Origin of the sequence: Sphingomonas sp. Leaf17, assembly GCF_001421505.1 — a bacterium.
Lineage (GTDB): Bacteria > Pseudomonadota > Alphaproteobacteria > Sphingomonadales > Sphingomonadaceae > Sphingomonas.
In genome coordinates this window covers 467518-487174 of sequence record NZ_LMKL01000004.1, presented here as the reverse complement: position 1 = coordinate 487174, position 19657 = coordinate 467518, and the positions used below count along the sequence as shown (strand labels likewise).

The window sequence follows — 19657 nt, the reverse complement described above, 5'->3', positions numbered from 1 at the left end:
TCATGACCGGATGAGGCGCGCGACAAAAAATCCGTCGGTCTGGTCATGCAACGGTGTCAGGCGGACGCCCGCGCCATGCTTGCGCCCCGCCGGCAGGTCCAGCGTCTCGGCTCGCCAGGACGGATTGGCGCGCAGGAAGCCGGCGACCTGATCCGCACCCTCGGAATCCAGCAGCGAACACACGATGTATACCATCGACCCGCCCGGCTTCACCAGGTCGCGCGCAAAGCCCAGGATCTGCCGCTGGGTCACCACCAGCTTGGCGATCCGGTCGGGCGACAGCCGCCACCGTGCCTCCGGATTGCGCCGCCAGGTGCCGGTGCCCGAACACGGCGCATCAACCAGCACGCCGTCGGCATGCGCATGCCAGTCGAGCAACGCGGTCGCCTCCTTGCCCGGATCGAGCAGCCGGGTGTGCGCGATCGACACACCGGCCTTTTCGGCCCGGATCGGCAGGCGCGACAGGCGGCTGCGATCGGTATCGGTGCACAGGATCTCACCGCGGTTGTCCATCAGCGCGGCCAGCGCCAGCGTCTTGCCGCCGCCGCCCGCACACAGGTCGACGATCCGCTGACCGGGCTGCGCCTTCATCGCCAGCGTGACGATCTGGCTGCCGGCGTCCTGCACTTCGACGCTGCCGCCAAACGGCTCGACATTGGTGCCGGCCGGCAGGCGCAGGCCGTGGGTCAGGCCGGGAATAGCCTCCGCCCCCTCGATCCCGGCGGCAATATCGGCGGCGGTCGCGGTCAGTGGATTGACGCGAATATCGAGCGGCGCACGGTCGACCAGCGCCGGCAGTTCCTCGGCATCGAGGCCCGACATGCGCAGCAGCTTGATGATCCATTTGGGTGCGACACCGGGCGCCGCGCGCGCCTCCTCCGGGTCGATCGGCGCTGGACCATGCTCGGATCCATCGAACGTCGCGATCAGCGACTTGTCCTTCTTGACCACCCGCAGCATAGCCGCCCGGCCCGTCACCGGCCGCTCACCCGACGCGCGGATCGCGGCATAGACCAGCTCGCGCACCGCCCGCCGATCCTTCGACCCGGCATAGCGGCGGGTGGAGAAATACCGCGCGATCAGCGTGTCGGCGGCGGCACCGCCCTCCTTGGTGGCAATGATGATCGCGTCGAGCAGCTCGATCGCGGCCTGGGTACGGGCGGCTGGTGTCATTCGGCTATTCCCTCTGCCCTCATGCGAGAGGGATTGGTCGGCTGTAAATGCTGTTCCCCGGCGAAGGCCGGGGTCCAGTAGGGAGATGGTATCGGAAGAAGGGCCATACGCCGTTCCAGGCGCTTTCCCAACCGGACCCCGGCCTTCGCCGGGGAGCGGTGGATTACCGCGTCGGGTAGTTCGGTGCCTCGCGCGTGATCGTCACGTCGTGGACATGGCTTTCCTTCAGGCCCGCACCCGTGATCTGGACGAACTGCGCCCGCTCCTGAAGGTCGGGGATCGTCCGCGCGCCGGTATAGCCCATCGCCGCCTTGATACCGCCAACCATCTGGTGGATCACGTCGCGCGCCGGTCCCTTGAACGCGACCTGCCCCTCGATGCCCTCGGGCACCAGCTTCATCTGATCCTTGATGTCGCCTTGGAAATAGCGGTCGGCAGAGCCACGGCCCATCGCCCCGACCGACCCCATGCCACGATACGACTTGTACGCACGGCCCTGATACAGGAACGTCTCGCCCGGCGCTTCCTCGGTCCCGGCCAGGATCGACCCGACCATGCAGGTCGACGCACCCGCCGCCAGCGCCTTGGCAAGATCACCCGACGTCCGAAGGCCGCCATCGGCGATCACCGGCACGCCGTGACGACGCGCTTCCTCGGCGCAGTCCATGACCGCGGTCAGCTGCGGCACGCCGACACCGGCGACGACGCGAGTGGTGCAGATCGAGCCGGGACCGATGCCAACCTTCACCGCATCCGCCCCCGCCTCGATCAGCGCGCGTGTTGCCGCCGCTGTCGCGACGTTGCCGGCAACGACCTGAACCGAATTGGACAGCGCCTTCACCCGCTCGACCGCGCGCGCGACGTCGCGGTTGTGGCCGTGCGCGGTGTCGATGACGATGCAATCGACCTCCGCATCGACCAGCGCCGCCGTTCGCTCGAACCCCTTGTCGCCGACCGTGGTCGCCGCCGCCACCCGCAGCCGCCCGGCCGCGTCCTTGGTCGCGTTGGGATAGGTGACCGCCTTCTCGATATCCTTGACCGTGATGAGGCCAACGCAGCGATAGGCCTCGTCGACAACCAGCAGCTTCTCGATCCGACGCTGGTGCAGCAGGCGGCGCGCCTCCTCCTGCCCGACACCGATATTGACGGTCGCCAGATTCTCATGGGTCATCAACTCGGCGACCGGCTGGTTCGGCTGCTCGGCGAAACGGACGTCGCGGTTGGTCAGGATGCCGACCAGCTTGCCGCCACGCTCCACCACCGGGATTCCGCTGATCCGGTGGCGCGTCATCAGCGCCTGCGCCTGCGCCAGCGTCGCATCGGGGGTGATGGTGATCGGGTTGACGACCATGCCGCTCTCGAACCGCTTCACCGCGCGCACGGCGTCGCATTGTTCCTGCACGGTCAGGTTGCGGTGCAGGACGCCGATCCCGCCAAGCTGCGCCATGACGATCGCCATGTCGGCCTCGGTCACGGTATCCATCGCCGACGACAGCACCGGGATGCTGAGCGCGATGCCGCGCGTGAACTGGGTCGCGGTGTCCGCCATGCTGGGCAGTACGTCCGACGCGCCCGGCACCAGCAGGACGTCGTCGAAGGTGAGGCCGAGTCGAATGTCCATTGCTGTGCCGGTTCCTCGCGCGGGGTGGAAGTGGCGGGCCATGTAACCAAAGCCGGCGTCCACGGCTAGGCCCCGATCGGATTTCCCTGTTGTGCGGGTGGCGCTGTGCTACCATCATCAGACAGTTGGTGGAGGAATGTTTCGATGGGCCTGATCGTCGCCGCACTGATCCTCGCGATCGTACTCGTCTACCTGATGACCAGCATCAAGATCGTCCGTCAGGGATATCATTATACCATCGAGCATTTCGGCCGGTTCACGACCGTCGCCAAGCCCGGCTTCAATTTCTACCCCGCCTTCTTCTACCGTGTCGGCCGTCGCGTGAACATGATGGAGCAGGTGATCGACATTCCGGGTCAGGAAATCATCACCAAGGACAATGCGATGATCTCGACCGACGGGGTCGTGTTCTTCCAGGTGCTCGATTCGGCGAAGGCGGCGTATGAGGTGTCGGACATGCACATGGCGCTGATGCAGCTGACGACCACGAACCTGCGCACCGTCATGGGGTCGATGGACCTCGATGAAACGCTGTCCAAGCGCGACGAGATCAACGCCCGGTTGCTCAGCGTCGTTGACCACGCGACCACGCCCTGGGGCGTCAAGATCACCCGTGTCGAGATCAAGGACATCCGCCCGCCCGCCGATATCGTCAACGCCATGGGCCGTCAGATGAAGGCCGAGCGCGAGAAACGTGCCAACATCCTCGACGCCGAGGGCACACGCGCGTCGGAGATCCTGCGTGCCGAGGGGCAGAAGCAGGCGCGCATTCTCGAAGCCGAAGGCCGCAAGGAATCCGCCTTCCGCGACGCCGAGGCCCGCGAACGTGCTGCGCTCGCCGAGGCCAGCGCGACGCGCGCCGTGTCGGAAGCGATCCAGGGTGGCAACACGCAGGCGATCAACTATTTCATCGCCCAGAAATATGTCGAGGCGATCGGGAAGTTCGCGACCAGCCCCAACGCCAAGACCATCCTGTTCCCGGTCGAGGCGACACAGCTGATGGGCACGCTTGGCGGCATCGGCGAACTGGCGCGCGACGCGCTGTCGGGTTCGGGGTCGGGGTCGGGGTCGGGGTCGGGGTCGGGGTCGTCGGGGTCCGCACCCGTGGTCCCCACGGTTAGCAAGGGACCGTTCGAGCAGGGCCAGCAACAGCAATGACCCTGGACGGCTTCGTCATCAGCGCCGGGACCGCGTGGCTGATTGCGGCCTTGCTGCTTGGTATTGCCGAACTGGCCGCGCCGGGGACGTTTCTGGTATTCCTGGCGATCGCCGCCGCCATTACCGGCATCGCGACCTTCGCCCTGCCCGACCTGCCAGTCGCGGCACAGATCCTGTCGTTCGCGGTCTGGAGCGCGGTCGCCGTGCTGATCGGCCGGCGCTGGTATGTCGATTATCCCGTGGAAACCAGCGACGCGCTGCTGAACGATCGCTCCGCGCGCCTGATCGGGCGCGTGGTCACGGTGGATGAAACCGTTACCGCGCATGGTGGGCGCGTGCGTGTCGACGACGGCGGCTGGCCCGCGCGAGGGACGCCAGCCGCCATCGGTGACCGGGTGCGGATCCTCGACATCGACAACGGCATCGTGGTGGTCGGACCGGCGCTGCCGGATGTCGCGCGGACGGAATGTGACGGGTCATGACGGGATAGCGCGCTACCCCGCCATGACCCGGTCCTGTCAGGCCAGCTGCCGCGTGCGGGGTGCCGCCTCGCGAACACCCTCGTCGACATGCGTCTCGAACTGCGCGAAGTTCTCGACGAACAGATCGACCAGTTTGGCCGCCGTCGCGTCATAGGCTTCGGTGTCGGACCAGGTGCTGCGCGGGTCCAGGATGGCGCTGTCGACACCCGGCACCGCAACCGGCACCTGAAAACCGAAATTGGGATCGGTGCGGAACGTCGCATCGTTCAGGCTGCCGTCCAGCGCCGCGTTCAGCAGCGCGCGCGTCGCCTTGATCGGCATCCGGTTGCCGACGCCGTACTTGCCCCCAGTCCAGCCCGTATTGACCAGCCAGCAATCGACCCCGCCCTTGGCGATCCGTTCCTTCAGCAGATTGCCGTAGACCGACGGGTGGCGCGGCATGAACGGCGCGCCGAAACACGTTGAGAAGGTCGCGTCCGGCTCGGTCACGCCGATCTCGGTGCCGGCGACGCGCGCGGTATAGCCCGACAGGAAATGGTACATCGCCTGGTCCGGCGTCAGCTTCGCGATCGGCGGCAGGACGCCATAGGCATCCGCCGTCAGCATGACGATGTTGCGCGGCACCGGTCCCATATTGTCCGCCGACGCATTGGGAATGAAGTCGATCGGATAGGCACCCCGGCTGTTTTCCGCCAGGCTGTTGTCCTCCAGGTCGAGCTGGCGCGTGGCGTCGTCCATCACCACGTTTTCCAGCACCGTGCCGAATCGCTTGGTCGTGGCGAAGATCTCCGGCTCGGCGTCGGCCGACAGGCGGATCATCTTGGCGTAACAGCCGCCCTCGAAATTGAAGACCGCGGTGTCGGACCAGCCATGTTCGTCGTCGCCGATCAGCGTCCGGCTGGCATCGGCCGACAGCGTCGTCTTGCCGGTGCCGGACAGGCCGAAGAACACCGCCGTGTCACCATTCGGACCCATATTGGCCGAACAGTGCATCGGCATCACGCCCGACGGCGGCAAGAGGTAGTTCAGCAGGCCGAAGACCGACTTCTTCATCTCGCCGGCATATTGCGTGCCGCCGATCAGGATCAGCCTGTCGGTGAAATTGACCGCGATCACCGTCTCGCTGCGGCAGCCGTGACGCGCCGGATCGGCGCGGAAGCTCGGCAGGTCGATGATCGTGTATTCGGGGTCGAACCCCTTCAACTCATCCTGCCGCGGCCGCACCAGCATCGTGCGGATGAACAGGTTGTGCCACGCCAGTTCGGTGACGACGCGAACCCGGACGCGGTGCTCGGGCTGCGATCCGCCGAACAGGTCCTGCACGAACAGTTCGGGGCGGTCGCCAAGCGCGGTGAGGAAATCGGCTTTCAGGGCGGCGAAGTACGCCGGCGTCATTGCCTTGTTGGACTTGCCCCACCAGACCGTCGATTCGGTTTCCGCGTCGCGCACGATGAACTTGTCCTGCGCCGACCGTCCGGTGTGCGCGCCGGTCGCGACGACCAGCGGGCCATCCGCGCTGAGCTTGCCCTCGCCGCGCGCAACGGCCGCTTCGATCAGTTGCGCGGTCACCAGGTTCCAGTGCAGCGTCGCGCCGGTCTCGATACCCTGCCGGTCCAGCCCGGCGGTCGGAATACGCTCGTTCACGGTCATTCTCTCCTGTTTTTCGGTACGTTGCACCTTGTGGTGCATACGTATGCAGTCGCTGACCCGGCCGTAGCGCGCTTCGATCCGCCCTCAAACCAGACAAAAGGCGATAGTTGAGTAGCGGGCGACTTTGCCGTACCGCACAAGGCCAGCAACGAAAGGCTGCGCTGCCCCAATGACGGCGACAATCGCCCTGGTCGACGACGACCGCAACATCCTGACGTCGGTGTCGATCGCGTTGCAGACCGAAGGGTTTTCGACGCGGGTCTATTCGGACGGGGAAACCGCGCTGAAGGCGCTGGTCGACAACCCGCCCGACCTGGCCATCTTTGATATCAAGATGCCGCGGATGGACGGGCTGGAACTGCTGCGCCGCCTGCGCGAAAAGAGCAGCATCCCCGTCATTTTCCTGACCAGCAAGGATGACGAACTCGACGAGGCGCTGGGCCTCGCGATGGGGGCGGACGACTATATCGCCAAACCCTTCTCGCAGCGCCTGCTCATCGCCCGGATCCGGGCGATCCTGCGCCGGACCGAACTCACCCAGTCGCCGGGCACCGAGGTCGAGGGTGAAAGCATCGGCCCGATCGTGCGCGGGCGGCTGAACATGGATCCTGCCCGCCACCGCACGCAGTGGAACGGCGAGCCGGTGACGCTGACCGTGACCGAGTTCATGATCCTCGAAACGCTGGCGCAGCGTCCGGGCATCGTGAAGACGCGCAACCAGCTGATGGATGCCGCCTATCAGGACGATATCTATGTCGACGACCGCACGATCGACAGCCATATTAAGCGGTTGCGGCGCAAGTTCCGCCAGGTCGATCCCGAGTTCGACGCGATAGAGACATTGTATGGAGCGGGTTATCGCTTCTCCGACGACTGACCTGCCGGAGGACGGCCGCGACCTGACCCTGCGCTGGTCGGGGCAGATCTCGCTGACCCGGCGGATCCTGGCGGTCAACATCATCGCGCTGCTGATGCTGGCTGGCGGATTCTTCTATCTTGATTCCTATCGCAGCCGGATCGTCGATAGCCGGGTCGGTCAGGCCGAGCGCGAGGTACGCCTGATCGGCGAGGCGGTCGCGTCCGTCGACCCCGCGCTGCGAAATGCCCTGATCCTTCGCCTCGCCCGCGACACCCGCTCGCGCATCCGTGTCTACGATGCCAGCGGCGCCGTGTCGGTCGACACCCGCCAGCTTGGCCTTCGCAACGTCGTGCTGGTCGATCCCGACCGAGAGGATGTGGGGCAGGACATCGCCCGCTTTTTGGACGCGGTCATCGACACCGTTGTCGGGGCCGCGCGCATACCGCTGTTCCGTGAACGCGCGAACGGACATGACTGGCCCGACGTCCGCCGCGCACATACCGCCGGCACGGTATCGGCGAGCGTGTGGCGCGCGCCGGACCGTACCCCGGTCATCACCGCCGCCGCGCCCCTGCCCGCCGGCGGCGTGGTGATGACCACCGACAACGCGCGCGACATCACCCAGACCGTCCGGGTGGAGCGATTTCGCCTCGGCGTCGTGCTGCTGATCGTGACCCTGGTGTCGGTACTGCTCTCGCTGTTCCTGGCCCGCACGATCGTCCGCCCCTTGAGGCGGCTGGCACGCGCGGCGGTCCGCGTCCGGCTGGGCCGCGCCCGCGAGGTGGTGGTGCCCCGCCTGCCCTCGCGCCGCGACGAACTGGGCATGCTCGCCCGCGCGCTGTCCGACATGAGCCTTGCCCTGCGCGCACGGATCGACGCGACCGAGGCATTTGCCGCCGACGTCACGCACGAAATCAAGAATCCGCTGGCATCGCTGCGGTCGGCCGTCGACGGGCTTGGCCGCGTGACCGACCCGGCGTTACGCGACCAGCTGCTGGCCATCGTGCGCGACGACGTCTTGCGGCTCGACCGGTTGATTACCGACATTTCCGAAGCCTCGCGCCTCGACGCGCAGCTCAGCCGCGCCAAGTTCGAGCCGGTCGACATCGTCGCGATGATCGTCGGCCTGCTCGACCAGCGCGCTGCCCGCGGCGTCGAACGCGACGTCCGCATCCGCTTCGACCATGTCGATGCCACGCCGCTCGTCACGATGGGCGAAGGATCGCGCCTGGAGCGCGTGTTCGAAAACCTGATCGACAATGCGATTTCCTTCTCCCCCGACGCCGCGCTGATCAGTATCGCCGCGCTGCGCGAGTCCGACGATCTGGTGGTGCAGGTCGAGGATGAAGGCCCCGGGGTGCCCGTCGAGGCCCGCGACGACGTTTTCCGCCGCTTCCAGTCGATCCGCCCGCACGGGGAGACGTTCGGCCAGCATTCCGGCCTTGGCCTCGCCATCGCCCGCACCATCGTCGAGGGGCATCAGGGCCGGATCACCGTGGAATCGCGGGAGGATCGGCTGGCGGGCGCTCGCTTCGTCGTCCGCCTGCCGCTTGCCGGCTAATCGTGGAAACTCCCGCATCGTCCCCCTCCTGCACGCTGCACGCGACCACCGTCGCGATCGACGGCCGCGCGGTGCTGCTGTGCGGTCCGTCCGGGGCGGGCAAGTCCGATCTCGCCCTCCGCCTGGTCGACCGTGGCGCGGTGCTGGTCAGCGACGACCAGACGATCGTTCGTCGCGTCGGCGACCAGCTGATCGCCAGCGCACCCGCCACCATCGCCGGCCTCATCGAGATACGCGGGATCGGCATCGTCACGATGCCCCATGCCGGGCCTGTCCCGGTGGCCGCGCGCGTCACGCTTGGTTCCGATGTCGTGCGGATGCCCGAGCCATCTGCCTACGATATACTTGGCCTTCGCGTTGCCGATCACTATGTCGATGCAATGACCGCATCTGCGCCACTGAAGATCGAACTGCTCCTGCGCCGTTCGCCGGCATGACCATCGCCAGCCGAGACCTGCTGCTGGTGACCGGCCTGTCCGGTGCGGGCAAGTCCACTGCGCTTAAGACGCTGGAGGATCTGGGGTGGGAAGTCGTCGACAACCTGCCGCTCTCGTTGCTCGACCGGCTGCTCGCCGCCCCCCCGGCCGAAAAGGGGCCCGGCGACCATGCGCAGCGCGGGACGCAGCCGCTGGCGGTCGGAATCGACGCGCGCACCCGGGATTTCAATCCCGAACGGATCATCGCGCGGATCAAGGATCTGCGCGCGCAGCACGGGCATGAGGTCGACATCCTGTTCCTCGATTGCGCCGGCACCGAGCTGGAGCGGCGGTATTCCGAAACCCGGCGGCGTCATCCACTGGCGCAGGACCGCCCGGCCGGCGACGGCATCGCCCGCGAACGCGAGTTGCTGGCACCCTTGCGCCGTTTCGCCAACCGGCTGGTCGATACCACCACGCTGAACGCCAACGCGCTGGCGCAGAGCATCCGCCAGACCTTTTCCACCCTGTGCGACGGCCCGACCCTGTCGGTGCAGTCGTTCGGATTTTCGCGCGGCCTGCCGCTGAACGCCGATCTGGTCTTCGACATGCGCTTCCTGCGCAACCCGCATTGGGATCCGGTGCTGAAGCCGGGCACCGGACTGGACCCGGCCGTCGCCGCCTATGTCGCCGCCGACCCCGCCTACGAAGCGGCGGTATCGCGGATCGAGGATCTGCTGCTGCTGCTCATCCCGCGCTACCGCGCCGACGGCAAATCCTATGTAACGATCGCTTTTGGTTGTACCGGCGGGAGACACCGGTCGGTCCATGTCGCCGATCGTGTCGCCAGACGGTTGCGCGACGCGGGATTTTCCCCCACCATTTCCCATCGCGACCTGGCGGCCGCACCGCAGGACGTGCTGGAAGGGTCGCCGGTCCAATCATGATTACAGGACGCACGCACACATGATCGGCTTGGTTCTGGTGACGCATGGTCGGCTCGCCGACGAATTCGTCACCGCGATGGAGCATGTCGTCGGCAAGCAGGAGCGGGTGGCGACGATCGCCATCGGCCCTGACGACGATATGGAGGGCCGGCGCGGCGACATCGCCGCCGCGATCGCCGCGGTCGATGTCGGTCGCGGGGTCATCGTCCTGACCGACCTGTTCGGCGGCACCCCGTCGAACCTCGCCATCTCGCTTATGGAGCGCGGCCGGGTCGAGGTGATCGCCGGGATCAACCTGCCCATGCTGATCCGCCTCGAATCGGCGCGCAAAGCGATGAAGGTTGTCGACGCGGTCGCCGCCGCGCGCGAAGCCGGCCGCAAATATATCTCGGTAGCCTCCGAAATCCTTGGCGAGGCGGCGGCATGAGCGCGGTCGTCCGCACCGTGCAGGTCACCAATCGCCGTGGCCTCCATGCCCGCGCCAGTGCCAAGTTCGTGACGCTGGCCTCCGAACAGCCGACAGAGGTCCGCGTCGCCAAGGGACAGGATGCCCATGACGACACTGTCACCGGCACGTCGATCATGGGCCTGATGATGCTGGGTGCTGCGATGGGCGACCATATCACCATCAGCGCGACCGGCGACGGGGCCGACAGCGCGGTCGGGGCGCTGGTCGCCCTGGTCGAGGCCAAGTTCGGCGAAGACTGATGCCGCGCGAGATTACCGCCTTTTCCAACCCGCTGGTAAAGTACGCCCGCGACCTGCGCGACAAGCGCCATCGCCGCGCCGCGCGCCAGTTCCTCGCCGAGGGCCTGCGGATCCTGACCGAAGCGCGGGAAAGCGGGCGCCTGCCCAAGACCCTGTTCTACACCGCCGCCAGCATCGACCACCCGCTGGTCCACGCGCTGTCGATGGATGTCGAGGCGGCGGGTGGCGAGTCGATCCAGACCACGGCTGACATCCTGTCCAAGCTGTCCGGCAAGGACAATCCGCAGGCGGTCGTCGGCATCTATGACGATTTCGAGGTGACGCTGGCCGATCTGGACCGGGCGTCGTCGGGTATCTGGCTGGTCGCCGAGCGGCTGCGCGATCCCGGCAATCTTGGCACCATCCTGCGCACCGGCGATGCGGTCGGGGCCGGCGGGCTGATCCTGGTCGGCGAATGCGTCGATCCGTTTTCGGTCGAGGCGGTCCGTGCCAGCATGGGTGCGCTGTTCACCATTCCCGTCGTCCGCACCGAATGGACACCGTTCGTCGACTGGCTGCGCGCCGGTCCGGGGCAACTGGTCGGCCTCAGCCTTGATACCGACACCGATTACCGCGCCGCGACCTATACCGGCCCGACCTTCCTGCTGACCGGTAACGAGGCGCATGGCATGCCGGAGGACTATGCCGCCGCCTGCGACCTGCTGGTCAAGATCCCGATGCTCGGCAAGGCCGACAGCCTGAACGCGGCGGTGGCGACTGCGGTCATGGCGTATGAGGTGCTGGCGCGGCAACGGGGGTAATATCACCACCCGTGTTCCTGCGTTCGCAGGAACACGTCGCTACTCCTCCAGCATCGCCGCTACGACATGATGCGGGTCCAGCGCGAACTCGCGGATGATGCGGAAATGGTCGGTATCCTCCAACTCCACCGGCTCCAGCCCGTATTTGCCCATGCGCAGCAACGTCGCATCGGGCAGCGCCATCAGGATCGGGGAATGCGTGGCCAAGATAACCTGAGCCTGCCCACCGTCCTGCATCCGCCGGAGCAGTTTCAGGAAATCGAACTGGCGATTTGGTGACAGCGCCGATTCGGGTTCGTCGAAGAAGTATATGCCAGGGCGGTCGCAGCGTTCCTCGAAGAACCGCATGAACCCCTCGCCGTGGGAGTGTGACAGGAAGTCGGCCGATGGACTGCCCGACTCATCCAGGTAGCGCGCGACTGAAAAGAAACTCTCTGCGCGAAAGAACCAGCCCTGCGAAATCTTTGGCAGCCACGCCGCCTTCAACCCTTGCGCCAGTGTAGCACCACCGACCTCCAGTGCCCGGCTGTGGTCGACCGCACGATAGCCCGGACCGCCGCCGGCCTCGTCGAAGCCGGCAAGCGCGGCGATCCCCTCGATCAGCGTCGATTTGCCGACGCCGTTTTCACCGACCATGATCGTCACCGGTTTCTCGAAGGTCAGCTCGAACGCGCCCGACCGGAACAGCGGCAGGCACCAAGGGTAGGCGGCCGGGTCGGTGATCTGATCAGGATCGAGCCAAACCCGTTTCAGATACGGCGGCGGCAGGGTAGTGGTACGGTATTTCGCCATGGCACCCTACTGTCGTCAGTCCGCCACCGCCGTCAACTTGGTGAGCGTCCGGGCGCTCTGCTCGCCCGTCGGCATCTGTTCGATCGCCTTGGTGCCGGTGTCGATGTTCATCGTCTCGAACCGGCGGGCGCTGGTCAGCACCTGTGATTCGAGACTGCCGACGAACGCATTGTAGGCCCCCATCGCGGTGTCGAGGTTCTTGCCCAGTTTGGCGACATGCCCGCCCATCACGGCCAGCCGCGCGTACAATTCCTTGCCGAGCAGCGCGATCTCGCGCGCCTGCGTCGCGAGTTTCTCCTGTCGCCAGACCGCCGCGACGGTGCGGGCGATCGCGATCAGGTTGGTCGGCGTCGCCAGCAGCACCCGCTTGTCGAACGCAAAGTCCCACAGGGTCGGGTCATGCTCCAGCGCGGCCGACAGAAAGTGCTCGCCCGGCACGAACATGATGACGTAATCAGGCGCATCGGCGAACTGGTTCCAATACGCCTTGTTGCCCAGCCCGTTGACGTGGGCACGCATCGACGCGGCATGGGCCGCCAGCCCGATCAGCCGTTCGGCATCGTCGACCGCGCCGAACGCGTCCTGATAGGCATTGAGCGACACCTTCGCGTCGATCACCAGCGAATTGCCGCCGGGCACGCGGATGATCGCGTCGGGGCGCAGGCGATTGCCGTCCTCTCCGGCGATGCTCACCTCGGTTTCGAAATCGGTGTGTTCGGACAGGCCGCACGTTTCCAGCACGTTCTTCAACTGCTGCTCGCCCCAGCGGCCGCGCGATTTTGGCGCATTGCGCAGCGAATTGACCAGCTTGGCCGCCTCGGTCGACACTTTTTCCTGGCCCAGCCGCATCTGTTCGATCTGGCCTTTCAGGTCGCCGAACGCATCGCGCCGCTCGGCCTCGACCTTGGCCACGCCCTGTTCGTAGCGGGTCAGCCGGTCGCTGACGGGTTGGAGCATCGCCTTCAGATTCTGTCCGGCCGTTTCCTCCGACTGGCGGAACCGCGCATCAGCGCGTTCGAGGAACTGCGCCTGCGCGGTTTCCAGTGCCTTGGCCGCCGCCGCGCCGAAATGCGCGGTCATCGCGTCGCGCGCCTCGTTCAGCTGTTGCAGCGTCGCCAGATGCGCCGCCTGTCGTTCGTCGATCTGCGCGCGCAGACGAGCGACCTCCTGCATCGCGTCGTTTCGCTCGCGTTCGACGGCATCGCGCGCCGTGCGGACAAGGTCGGCATCGGCGAGTTTGGTGCGCGCGACCGCCAACTCACTGCTCAAACCCTGCGCCTTACGACCCGCCAGCAGCCACGCGACCAGCGCACCGACGACCAGCGCCAGCAGGCCGACGAGGACAATCTCACCGGTCATGCGTGTGCGTCCAGGACGGCGAAGTTGACGAAGTTGACGTTCGTGACGGTCCGCGTCGGGACCGGTGCAGAAAGGGGGATCAGGCTGTGCATATGCGGGAACATATTACGAACGGTGCGCGTAGGACAGCGGAAAAACACAAACCGTCATCCTCGCCTGTGCGCAGTTGACGGGAAGGACGTCAGGCGACGATCGAACGATCGGACGCCGGCATTACCCCATTTTCCGCATCTTGTTCAGCTTCTTGACCACCATGTCGCGCTTCAGTCGCGAAATATGGTCGATGAACAGCACACCGTTCAGATGGTCGATTTCATGCTGCATGCAGGTCGCGAGCAACCCGTCCAGTTCCTCCTCATGCGCCGTCCCGTTCTCGTCGAGCCAGCGGACGCGGCAGCGCGCCGGGCGAACGACCTCGGCATATTGCTCGGGGATCGACAGGCATCCCTCGCTATAGGTCGACAGCTCGTCGCTGACGTCCAGAATCTCTGGGTTCACATAGGCTTGCGGGTTGCGGATCGGCTTGCCGTCCTCACCCTCCTCGGCCTGCAGGTCGATCACGACGACGCGCTGCTCGACCCCGACCTGGATCGCGGCCAGGCCGATCCCGTGCGCGTCGTACATCGTATCGGTCATGTCGGCGATCAGCCGGCGAACGGCATCGTCCACCTGCGCGACGGGCTTGGAAACGGCGCGCAGACGCGCATCGGGGATCTCTACGATTTCTAGAACGGCCATCGCCCTTCGCTAGAAACCCCGGGCTTTGTCGTCAAGCGGACGAGGACTCAGGAAACCGGACGCCGCGCGCGCAACGCCTGCGCCAGCGTGCCCTCGTCCAGATAGTCCAGCTCGCCGCCGACCGGCAGGCCGTGCGCCAGCTGGGTGACCCGCACCGGAAACTTTTCGATCCGGTCGGCCAGGTAATGCGCGGTCGTCTGCCCCTCCAGCGTGGCGTTCATCGCCAGCACCACCTCGTCGATCCCGCCCTTTTCGACCCGCGCGACCAGCGCGTCGATCGCCAGATCCTCCGGCCGGATCCCCTCCAGCGCCGACAGCCGCCCGCCAAGCACATGAAATCGACCCGGAAACAGGCGAGAACGTTCCAGCGCCCACAGATCCGCCACCTCCTCGACCACGCACAGCGACCGGGCGTCGCGGCGGGGATCGGCACAGATGCCGCACGGGTTCGTCGTATCGACATTTCCGCAGATGCCACAGGTCTCCAGCCGCTCCTCGACCGCGGTCAACGCCGCCAGCAACGGTTCCAGCGCGCCCTCCCGCTTTTTCAGAAGGTGGAGCACGGCGCGGCGAGCCGACCGTGGCCCAAGGCCGGGTAGCCGCGCCAGCGCCTGGGTCAGCGCCTCGATTTCGGGGGATGCCATGCCGGAACAGATAGGGGGTTGCATGGCCGCGCGCCAGCGGGTTGAGGATGTACCCCATGCGGATCATATTCATGGGAACGCCCGAGTTTGCCGTGCCGGTGCTGGATGCGCTGGTCGACGCCGGGCATGAGGTCGTCGCGGCCTATAGCCAGCCACCACGCGCCGGCGGCCGGCGGGGCCGCGTGGTGGTGCCCTCCCCCGTCCACGCGCGGGCGGAGGCGCTGGGAATCGCGGTGCGGACGCCGGTATCGTTGCGCAATGCGGAGGCGCAAGGCCAGTTCGCCGACCTTGGCGCGGATGTCGCGGTGGTCGCGGCCTATGGCCTGATCCTGCCGCAAGTCGTGCTGGACGCGCCGATCCATGGCTGCCTGAACGTTCACGGCTCGCTGCTGCCGCGCTGGCGCGGGGCGGCACCGGTGCAACGCGCGATCCTGGCGGGCGATACGCAGACGGGCGTCGGCATCATGCAGATGGAGGCCGGGCTGGATACCGGGCCGGTGCGGCTTGAGGGGCGGACGCCGATCGCGCGCAAGACGGCGGGCGACCTGACCACCGAACTGTCGGCGATGGGCGCGGCGCTGATGGTGCGGGTGCTGGGCGATCTGGCCGGGCATCCGGCGGTGCCGCAGCCGGAGGGCGGCGTAACCTATGCCGCCAAGATCGACAAGGCCGAGGCGCGACTCGATTTCTCGCAAGACGCCATCGCGATCGAGCGGCAGGTGCGGGCGTTCAACCCGGTGCCGGGTGCGTTCTTCGAGGTGGCTGGCGAGCGGGTGAAAGTGCTGGCGGCGGAGATCGTGTCTCAGGAGATACCCGATGCGACGCCCGGCACCGTCATCGACGATCTGCTGACCATCCGCTGCGGAACCGGCGCGATCCGCCCGATCCTTGTCCAGCGCGCGGGTCGCGGTGTCACCGCCGGACTGGAACTGCTCAACGGCTTTCCGATCCCGCCCGGCACGCGGCTGTGACCCGCTTCGCGCTCACGGTGGAATATGACGGCCGGCCATTCATGGGCTGGCAGCGGCAGGCGCACGGCCCCAGCGTCCAGGCGACGCTGGAGGCGGCGGTGGCGAAGATGACCGGCGAGACCGTCGCGGTCCATGCCGCCGGACGAACCGATGCCGGCGTCCACGGCATCGCGATGCGCGCGCATGTCGACGTGGCGCGCGAGGTGACGCCGTTTCGGCTGATGGAGGCGATGAACGCCCTGATGCGGCCCAGCCCGGTCGCGGTGACGGCCTGCGAAATCGTGCCCGACGATTGGCATGCGCGCTTCGCCTGTGTCGGCCGTCGCTACGAATATCGCATCGTCAATCGCCGCGCGCCGTTGACGCACGAGGCGGGGCTGGCGTGGCAGGTGCCACAGCCGCTGGACGCCGCCGCGATGCAGGCGGCGGCGCAGACGCTGATCGGGCGGCACGACTTCACCACCTTCCGCTCGACGCACTGCCAGGCGGACAGCCCGGTGCGGACGCTCGACCGGCTGGACGTGATGGCGGCAGGCGACCGGCTGGTCATCCATGCCGCCGCCCGGTCATTCCTGCATCATCAGGTGCGCTCGATGGTCGGCTGTCTCGCGCTGGTCGGCATGGGACGCTGGCCGGTCGCCGGCGTGGCCGAGGCATTGGCGGCGCGCGACCGGAACCGGCTGGGTCTGAACGCCCCCCCCGACGGGCTGTATTTCGTGGGTGCGGACTACCCCGCCGGCTGATCGCGGACGAAGCGGCCGACCATCTCGACATGCGTCGACCACAGGAACTGGCCGACCGGCTGGACCCAGTCGATCCGCCAGCCGCCCTCGCACAGATCCTTCGCATCACGCGCGAAGCTGGCCGGGTTGCACGAGACATAGGCGATCGCCCTCGTTGTGGTCGCCGCCAGCGCCGGAATCTGGTCACGCGCCCCGGCGCGGGGCGGGTCGATGACCACCGCGTCGAAACGGTCCAGCTCGGCCACCGTCAGCGGCCGGCGGTACAGGTCGCGATGTTCGGGGAACACCGGGCGTTGCACCCGGTTGGCGGCGGCCTTCAGCGCGTACAGCGCATCGCGTGCGCCCTCCGCCGCATAGACCTTGCCCGGCAGTGCGAGCGCGAAGGTTCCGAGGCCGGCGAAGATGTCCGCCGTCGTAGCGGGATTGCCGACCGCGTCTAGCACCCCGGCGACCAGCGCAGCCTCGCCCTCGGCCGTCGCCTGCAGGAAGGCGGCAGGCGGAAACGGCACCTCGACCCCGCCAAGCGTGATCGTGACGGGTTCCGGCTCCCACCGCGTTTCCGGCCCCATGCCGTCGTCGACCGAGAAGCGCGCGACCTTGTGCCGTTCGCAAAAGGCGATGATCGCCTCCGCCGCCTTCAGCCCCTCGGGCGCAAAACCGGCGATCAGCAGGTCGACTCCCTGGTCGATCAGCGTCAGGTGGACGTCGGCGCGCCGCTTGAACCCCAGTTGCTGAAGCAACGACCGCAAGGGGGCCACCAGCGCGAACAACGCCGGGGCCAGGACGTGACATTCGGCGATGTCGACAATCGCGTGCGACTTTTCTTCGGCAAACCCCAGCCGGACGCGCCCGCCCTTGAATTCGGCATGCAGCGTCGCGCGGCGGCGGGTGCGCGGCGGCGAGACGATCGGCGGGCGCAAGGGTGCCGACAGCCCCTGCCCGTCCAGCGCCGACGCCACCCGGTCGGTCACGAACGCGGCATAGCTTTCGTCGTCGAGATGCTGGAGCTGGCACCCGCCACAGGTCGGGAAGTGCCGGCAGGGCGGCACCTGGTGATGCGGGCCGTGAGTCAGCGTGCCGTCCTCGGCCAGCAGGTCGCCGGGGGCGGAAAAGGCGGCATGGCGGCCATCGGCGGTGATGCCGTCGCCGCGCGCGGCGACGCGAATGATTTCGTTCATGCGCTGCCCCTAGCAGCCGACAGCGCGGCGGCAAGATCATCGGCGATGAAAGCCGGTCCCGCCGCGCGCGCCGCCGCCGCGTGCAGCCACACCCCGGCGGCGGCCGCCGCATGCGGATCGGCCCCGGGCGCGGCCAGCATCGCCGCGATCGCCCCGGCCAGCACATCGCCGGTGCCCGCCGTCGACAGCCACGGGTCACCGCGTGGCGACACCGTCATCCGGGCATCCGTGGCGATCACGGTCGTCGCGCCCTTGAACACGATCGTCGCGTTGATCGCACCGGCGGCGTCCCGCGCGCGCGCCATCGGGCTGGCGTCGGACGCGCCGAACAGCGTGGTGAACTCGCCCGCGTGCGGCGTCAGGATCACCGGATGGCGGCGGCCAGTCAGCCTGGCAGGGTCCAGCAGGTGCAGCGCGTCGCCGTCGATGACCAGCGGATGCCGGTCCTCCGCGATCAATCGCCGCAGCAGGTCGGCCTGCTCCCGGGTTCGACCGAGGCCGGGGCCGATCAGGATCGCGCCGATCCGTGGCTCCCGCAACGCATCGTCATCCAGCGGGCGGTGGACCAGCGCATCGGGGCCGACCCGCCCCGCATCGCCATACAGCGCGACATAGCCCGCACCGGCGCGCGCCGCCGCCACGGCTGCCAGCCGTGCGGCACCGGGCATATCCCCGACGACGATCGCGACCATCCCGCGGTTGTATTTGTGGCTGGTCGCGGTCGGTGCTGGCAGGCTGGGCGGCGCAATGACGCGGGTGTCCGCGTCACGCGCGTCGATGCCGATATCGAGCAGGCGGATCGTACCGCAGACGCCGGTCGCCGGTTCCAGCACATGCGCCGGCTTCACCGCGCCAAGCGCCAGCGTCAGGGTAAAGGCCCGCCCGCGCAGATGCCCGGCGAGCAGCGCGCCGGTGTCGCCGGCAATACCGCTGGGCACATCGACCGCGATCGACAACGGCGCATGGTCGAGCAATCCGCCGATCGCGCCGGACAGGGCCGGTTCGACCGGGCGGGCAAGACCGGTACCGAACACTGCATCGACCAGTACCGGGGCGGGCGACACACTGGTCATCGGCGCGACCGGCGCGTCCCATCCCGCCCGCGCCCGTATGGCGGCCTCGGCCGTGGGCGGACCGCTGGCGGCTACCCGAACGGACACACCGGCGCACCGGAGGATGCTGGCCGCCACATAGCCATCGCCGCCATTGTTACCGGGACCGCACAGGATCAGCACCTCCGACCCGCCGGATAATCGCCGGACGCTCCCGGCAATGGCCGTGCCCGCCCGCGTCATCAGCGTGTCGATCGACAGGCCCTCGCGGGCGATCAACGCCGCCTCCGCCGCGTGCATGGCGGCGACGGTCAGGATCGGTTGGCCGGTGATCGGGATCATCGCGACGCTTCGGCCGACCCTTGAGGAAGCCGGTAGCGATCGCCGCCGACCGTCACGTCGCGCGCGCCATCGACCGCGGTCACGATCGCCGTTTCCGCGCCATCGGCGGCGGTGCCGTCCGCCTCGAGCCGCCGGAACGCGCCATCGGGATGGCGGATGGTGATGATCCCGCCCGTGCCGCGCTCGATCGTGCAATCGTCGGTCAGCGGCACGTCACCCCGCGCGCAGGCGACCCGCTCGGCCGGCGGCGTCTCGGGTGCCGGGTCGCCCGCCAGCACGGCCTCGGCCGGCACGGTGTCGTTCGTCGTATCGGGCGATGAACAGGCCCCCAGCGCAAGGATCAGCGCAGCGGTCATCAGGGTAGCGGGCCGCATGGCAATCTCCGTGGAACAGGCCGCTGACGATAGCGCAGTTGCGCGCCATCGTCAGCGCCGGTCTTCACCGGCGATCCGTCCCGAAACGT

Annotated in this window: 21 protein-coding genes; 11 read left to right on the top strand and 10 right to left on the bottom strand. The window is 67.7% G+C overall.

Annotated features, from left to right (window positions below):
- Both ASE75_RS06540 and guaB read right to left on the bottom strand, forming a co-directional pair.
- Window positions 1-1173, bottom strand: a complete 1173-nt coding sequence (locus tag ASE75_RS06540; RefSeq protein WP_055930719.1) for an RsmB/NOP family class I SAM-dependent RNA methyltransferase — start codon at window positions 1171-1173, stop codon at window positions 1-3.
- 163 nt (window positions 1174-1336) lie between these two features.
- Window positions 1337-2794 (bottom strand): IMP dehydrogenase, encoded by a 1458-nt coding sequence (guaB, locus tag ASE75_RS06535; protein WP_055930716.1) that lies wholly within the window; start codon window positions 2792-2794, stop codon window positions 1337-1339.
- Between the two features lie 144 nt (window positions 2795-2938).
- Between guaB and ASE75_RS06530 the strand changes: the two genes are divergently transcribed.
- Complete coding sequence (locus ASE75_RS06530) at window positions 2939-3952, top strand: SPFH domain-containing protein (protein WP_055930713.1); 1014 nt, start codon at window positions 2939-2941, stop codon at window positions 3950-3952.
- Complete coding sequence (locus ASE75_RS06525) at window positions 3949-4434, top strand: NfeD family protein (protein ID WP_055930710.1); 486 nt, start codon at window positions 3949-3951, stop codon at window positions 4432-4434. The genes ASE75_RS06530 and ASE75_RS06525 overlap by 4 nt, the downstream gene beginning before the upstream one ends.
- 36 nt (window positions 4435-4470) lie before the next feature.
- On the opposite strand, the gene ASE75_RS06520 is transcribed toward ASE75_RS06525, so the two are convergent.
- Entirely contained in the window at window positions 4471-6084 is a 1614-nt protein-coding gene (locus ASE75_RS06520; protein ID WP_200922317.1) for a phosphoenolpyruvate carboxykinase, read from the bottom strand.
- Between the two features lie 169 nt (window positions 6085-6253).
- Here ASE75_RS06520 and ASE75_RS06515 point away from each other — a divergent pair, with 169 nt between their 5' ends.
- The 7 genes from ASE75_RS06515 to ASE75_RS06485 are packed head-to-tail and all read left to right on the top strand — an operon-like array spanning window position 6254 to window position 11375.
- On the top strand, window positions 6254-6961 hold the full coding sequence (locus ASE75_RS06515) for a response regulator transcription factor (RefSeq protein WP_055930706.1): 708 nt from the start codon (window positions 6254-6256) through the stop codon (window positions 6959-6961).
- Window positions 6930-8504 (top strand): sensor histidine kinase, encoded by a 1575-nt coding sequence (locus ASE75_RS06510; RefSeq protein ID WP_055930702.1) that lies wholly within the window; start codon window positions 6930-6932, stop codon window positions 8502-8504. The genes ASE75_RS06515 and ASE75_RS06510 overlap by 32 nt, the downstream gene beginning before the upstream one ends.
- Window positions 8505-8506: 2 nt before the next feature.
- Complete coding sequence (locus ASE75_RS06505) at window positions 8507-8941, top strand: HPr kinase/phosphorylase (protein WP_055930699.1); 435 nt, start codon at window positions 8507-8509, stop codon at window positions 8939-8941.
- A complete protein-coding gene (gene rapZ, locus ASE75_RS06500; protein ID WP_055930696.1) occupies window positions 8938-9867 on the top strand; it encodes an RNase adapter RapZ in 930 nt (309 codons plus the stop codon). The genes ASE75_RS06505 and rapZ overlap by 4 nt, the downstream gene beginning before the upstream one ends.
- Window positions 9868-9886: 19 nt before the next feature.
- Complete coding sequence (locus ASE75_RS06495; RefSeq protein ID WP_055930693.1) at window positions 9887-10294, top strand: PTS sugar transporter subunit IIA; 408 nt, start codon at window positions 9887-9889, stop codon at window positions 10292-10294.
- A complete protein-coding gene (locus ASE75_RS06490) occupies window positions 10291-10575 on the top strand; it encodes an HPr family phosphocarrier protein (protein WP_055930690.1) in 285 nt (94 codons plus the stop codon). Before ASE75_RS06495 ends, ASE75_RS06490 begins: the two co-directional genes overlap by 4 nt.
- A complete protein-coding gene (locus ASE75_RS06485) occupies window positions 10575-11375 on the top strand; it encodes a TrmH family RNA methyltransferase (RefSeq protein WP_055930687.1) in 801 nt (266 codons plus the stop codon). The genes ASE75_RS06490 and ASE75_RS06485 overlap by 1 nt, the downstream gene beginning before the upstream one ends.
- 39 nt (window positions 11376-11414) lie before the next feature.
- Here ASE75_RS06485 and ASE75_RS06480 read toward each other — a convergent pair whose 3' ends face one another.
- From ASE75_RS06480 to recR, 4 genes are all read right to left on the bottom strand, one after another.
- On the bottom strand, window positions 11415-12167 hold the full coding sequence (locus tag ASE75_RS06480) for an AAA family ATPase (protein WP_055930684.1): 753 nt from the start codon (window positions 12165-12167) through the stop codon (window positions 11415-11417).
- Window positions 12168-12182: 15 nt separating this feature from the next.
- Window positions 12183-13526: a DNA recombination protein RmuC gene (rmuC, locus tag ASE75_RS06475; protein WP_055930680.1), complete on the bottom strand. Its 1344-nt coding sequence runs from the start codon at window positions 13524-13526 to the stop codon at window positions 12183-12185.
- Window positions 13527-13739: 213 nt separating this feature from the next.
- Entirely contained in the window at window positions 13740-14264 is a 525-nt protein-coding gene (gene def, locus ASE75_RS06470) for a peptide deformylase (protein WP_055930677.1), read from the bottom strand.
- A gap of 47 nt (window positions 14265-14311) precedes the next feature.
- The gene (gene recR, locus ASE75_RS06465; RefSeq protein ID WP_055930675.1) at window positions 14312-14908 is read right to left on the bottom strand and encodes a recombination mediator RecR; all 597 of its coding nucleotides are present in this window, start codon (window positions 14906-14908) and stop codon (window positions 14312-14314) included.
- Between the two features lie 56 nt (window positions 14909-14964).
- Between recR and fmt the strand changes: the two genes are divergently transcribed.
- Together fmt and truA are read left to right on the top strand one after the other, a co-directional pair.
- On the top strand, window positions 14965-15879 hold the full coding sequence (gene fmt / locus ASE75_RS06460; RefSeq protein ID WP_055930672.1) for a methionyl-tRNA formyltransferase: 915 nt from the start codon (window positions 14965-14967) through the stop codon (window positions 15877-15879).
- Window positions 15876-16622 (top strand): tRNA pseudouridine(38-40) synthase TruA, encoded by a 747-nt coding sequence (truA, locus tag ASE75_RS06455; RefSeq protein WP_055930667.1) that lies wholly within the window; start codon window positions 15876-15878, stop codon window positions 16620-16622. Before fmt ends, truA begins: the two co-directional genes overlap by 4 nt.
- Here the strand turns inward: truA and ASE75_RS06450 are convergent.
- From ASE75_RS06450 to ASE75_RS06440, 3 genes are read right to left on the bottom strand one after another with little or no spacing between them, the layout of a single operon-like run.
- Window positions 16607-17800, bottom strand: coding sequence for a class I SAM-dependent RNA methyltransferase (locus ASE75_RS06450; protein ID WP_055930665.1), 1194 nt, complete (start codon window positions 17798-17800; stop codon window positions 16607-16609). The two genes, truA and ASE75_RS06450, sit on opposite strands and share 16 nt — an antisense overlap.
- Entirely contained in the window at window positions 17797-19194 is a 1398-nt protein-coding gene (locus ASE75_RS06445) for a bifunctional ADP-dependent NAD(P)H-hydrate dehydratase/NAD(P)H-hydrate epimerase (RefSeq protein WP_055930662.1), read from the bottom strand. The genes ASE75_RS06450 and ASE75_RS06445 overlap by 4 nt, the downstream gene beginning before the upstream one ends.
- A complete protein-coding gene (locus tag ASE75_RS06440) occupies window positions 19191-19568 on the bottom strand; it encodes a hypothetical protein (RefSeq protein ID WP_156340238.1) in 378 nt (125 codons plus the stop codon). The genes ASE75_RS06445 and ASE75_RS06440 overlap by 4 nt, the downstream gene beginning before the upstream one ends.
- Between the last annotated feature and the right edge of the window lie 89 nt (window positions 19569-19657).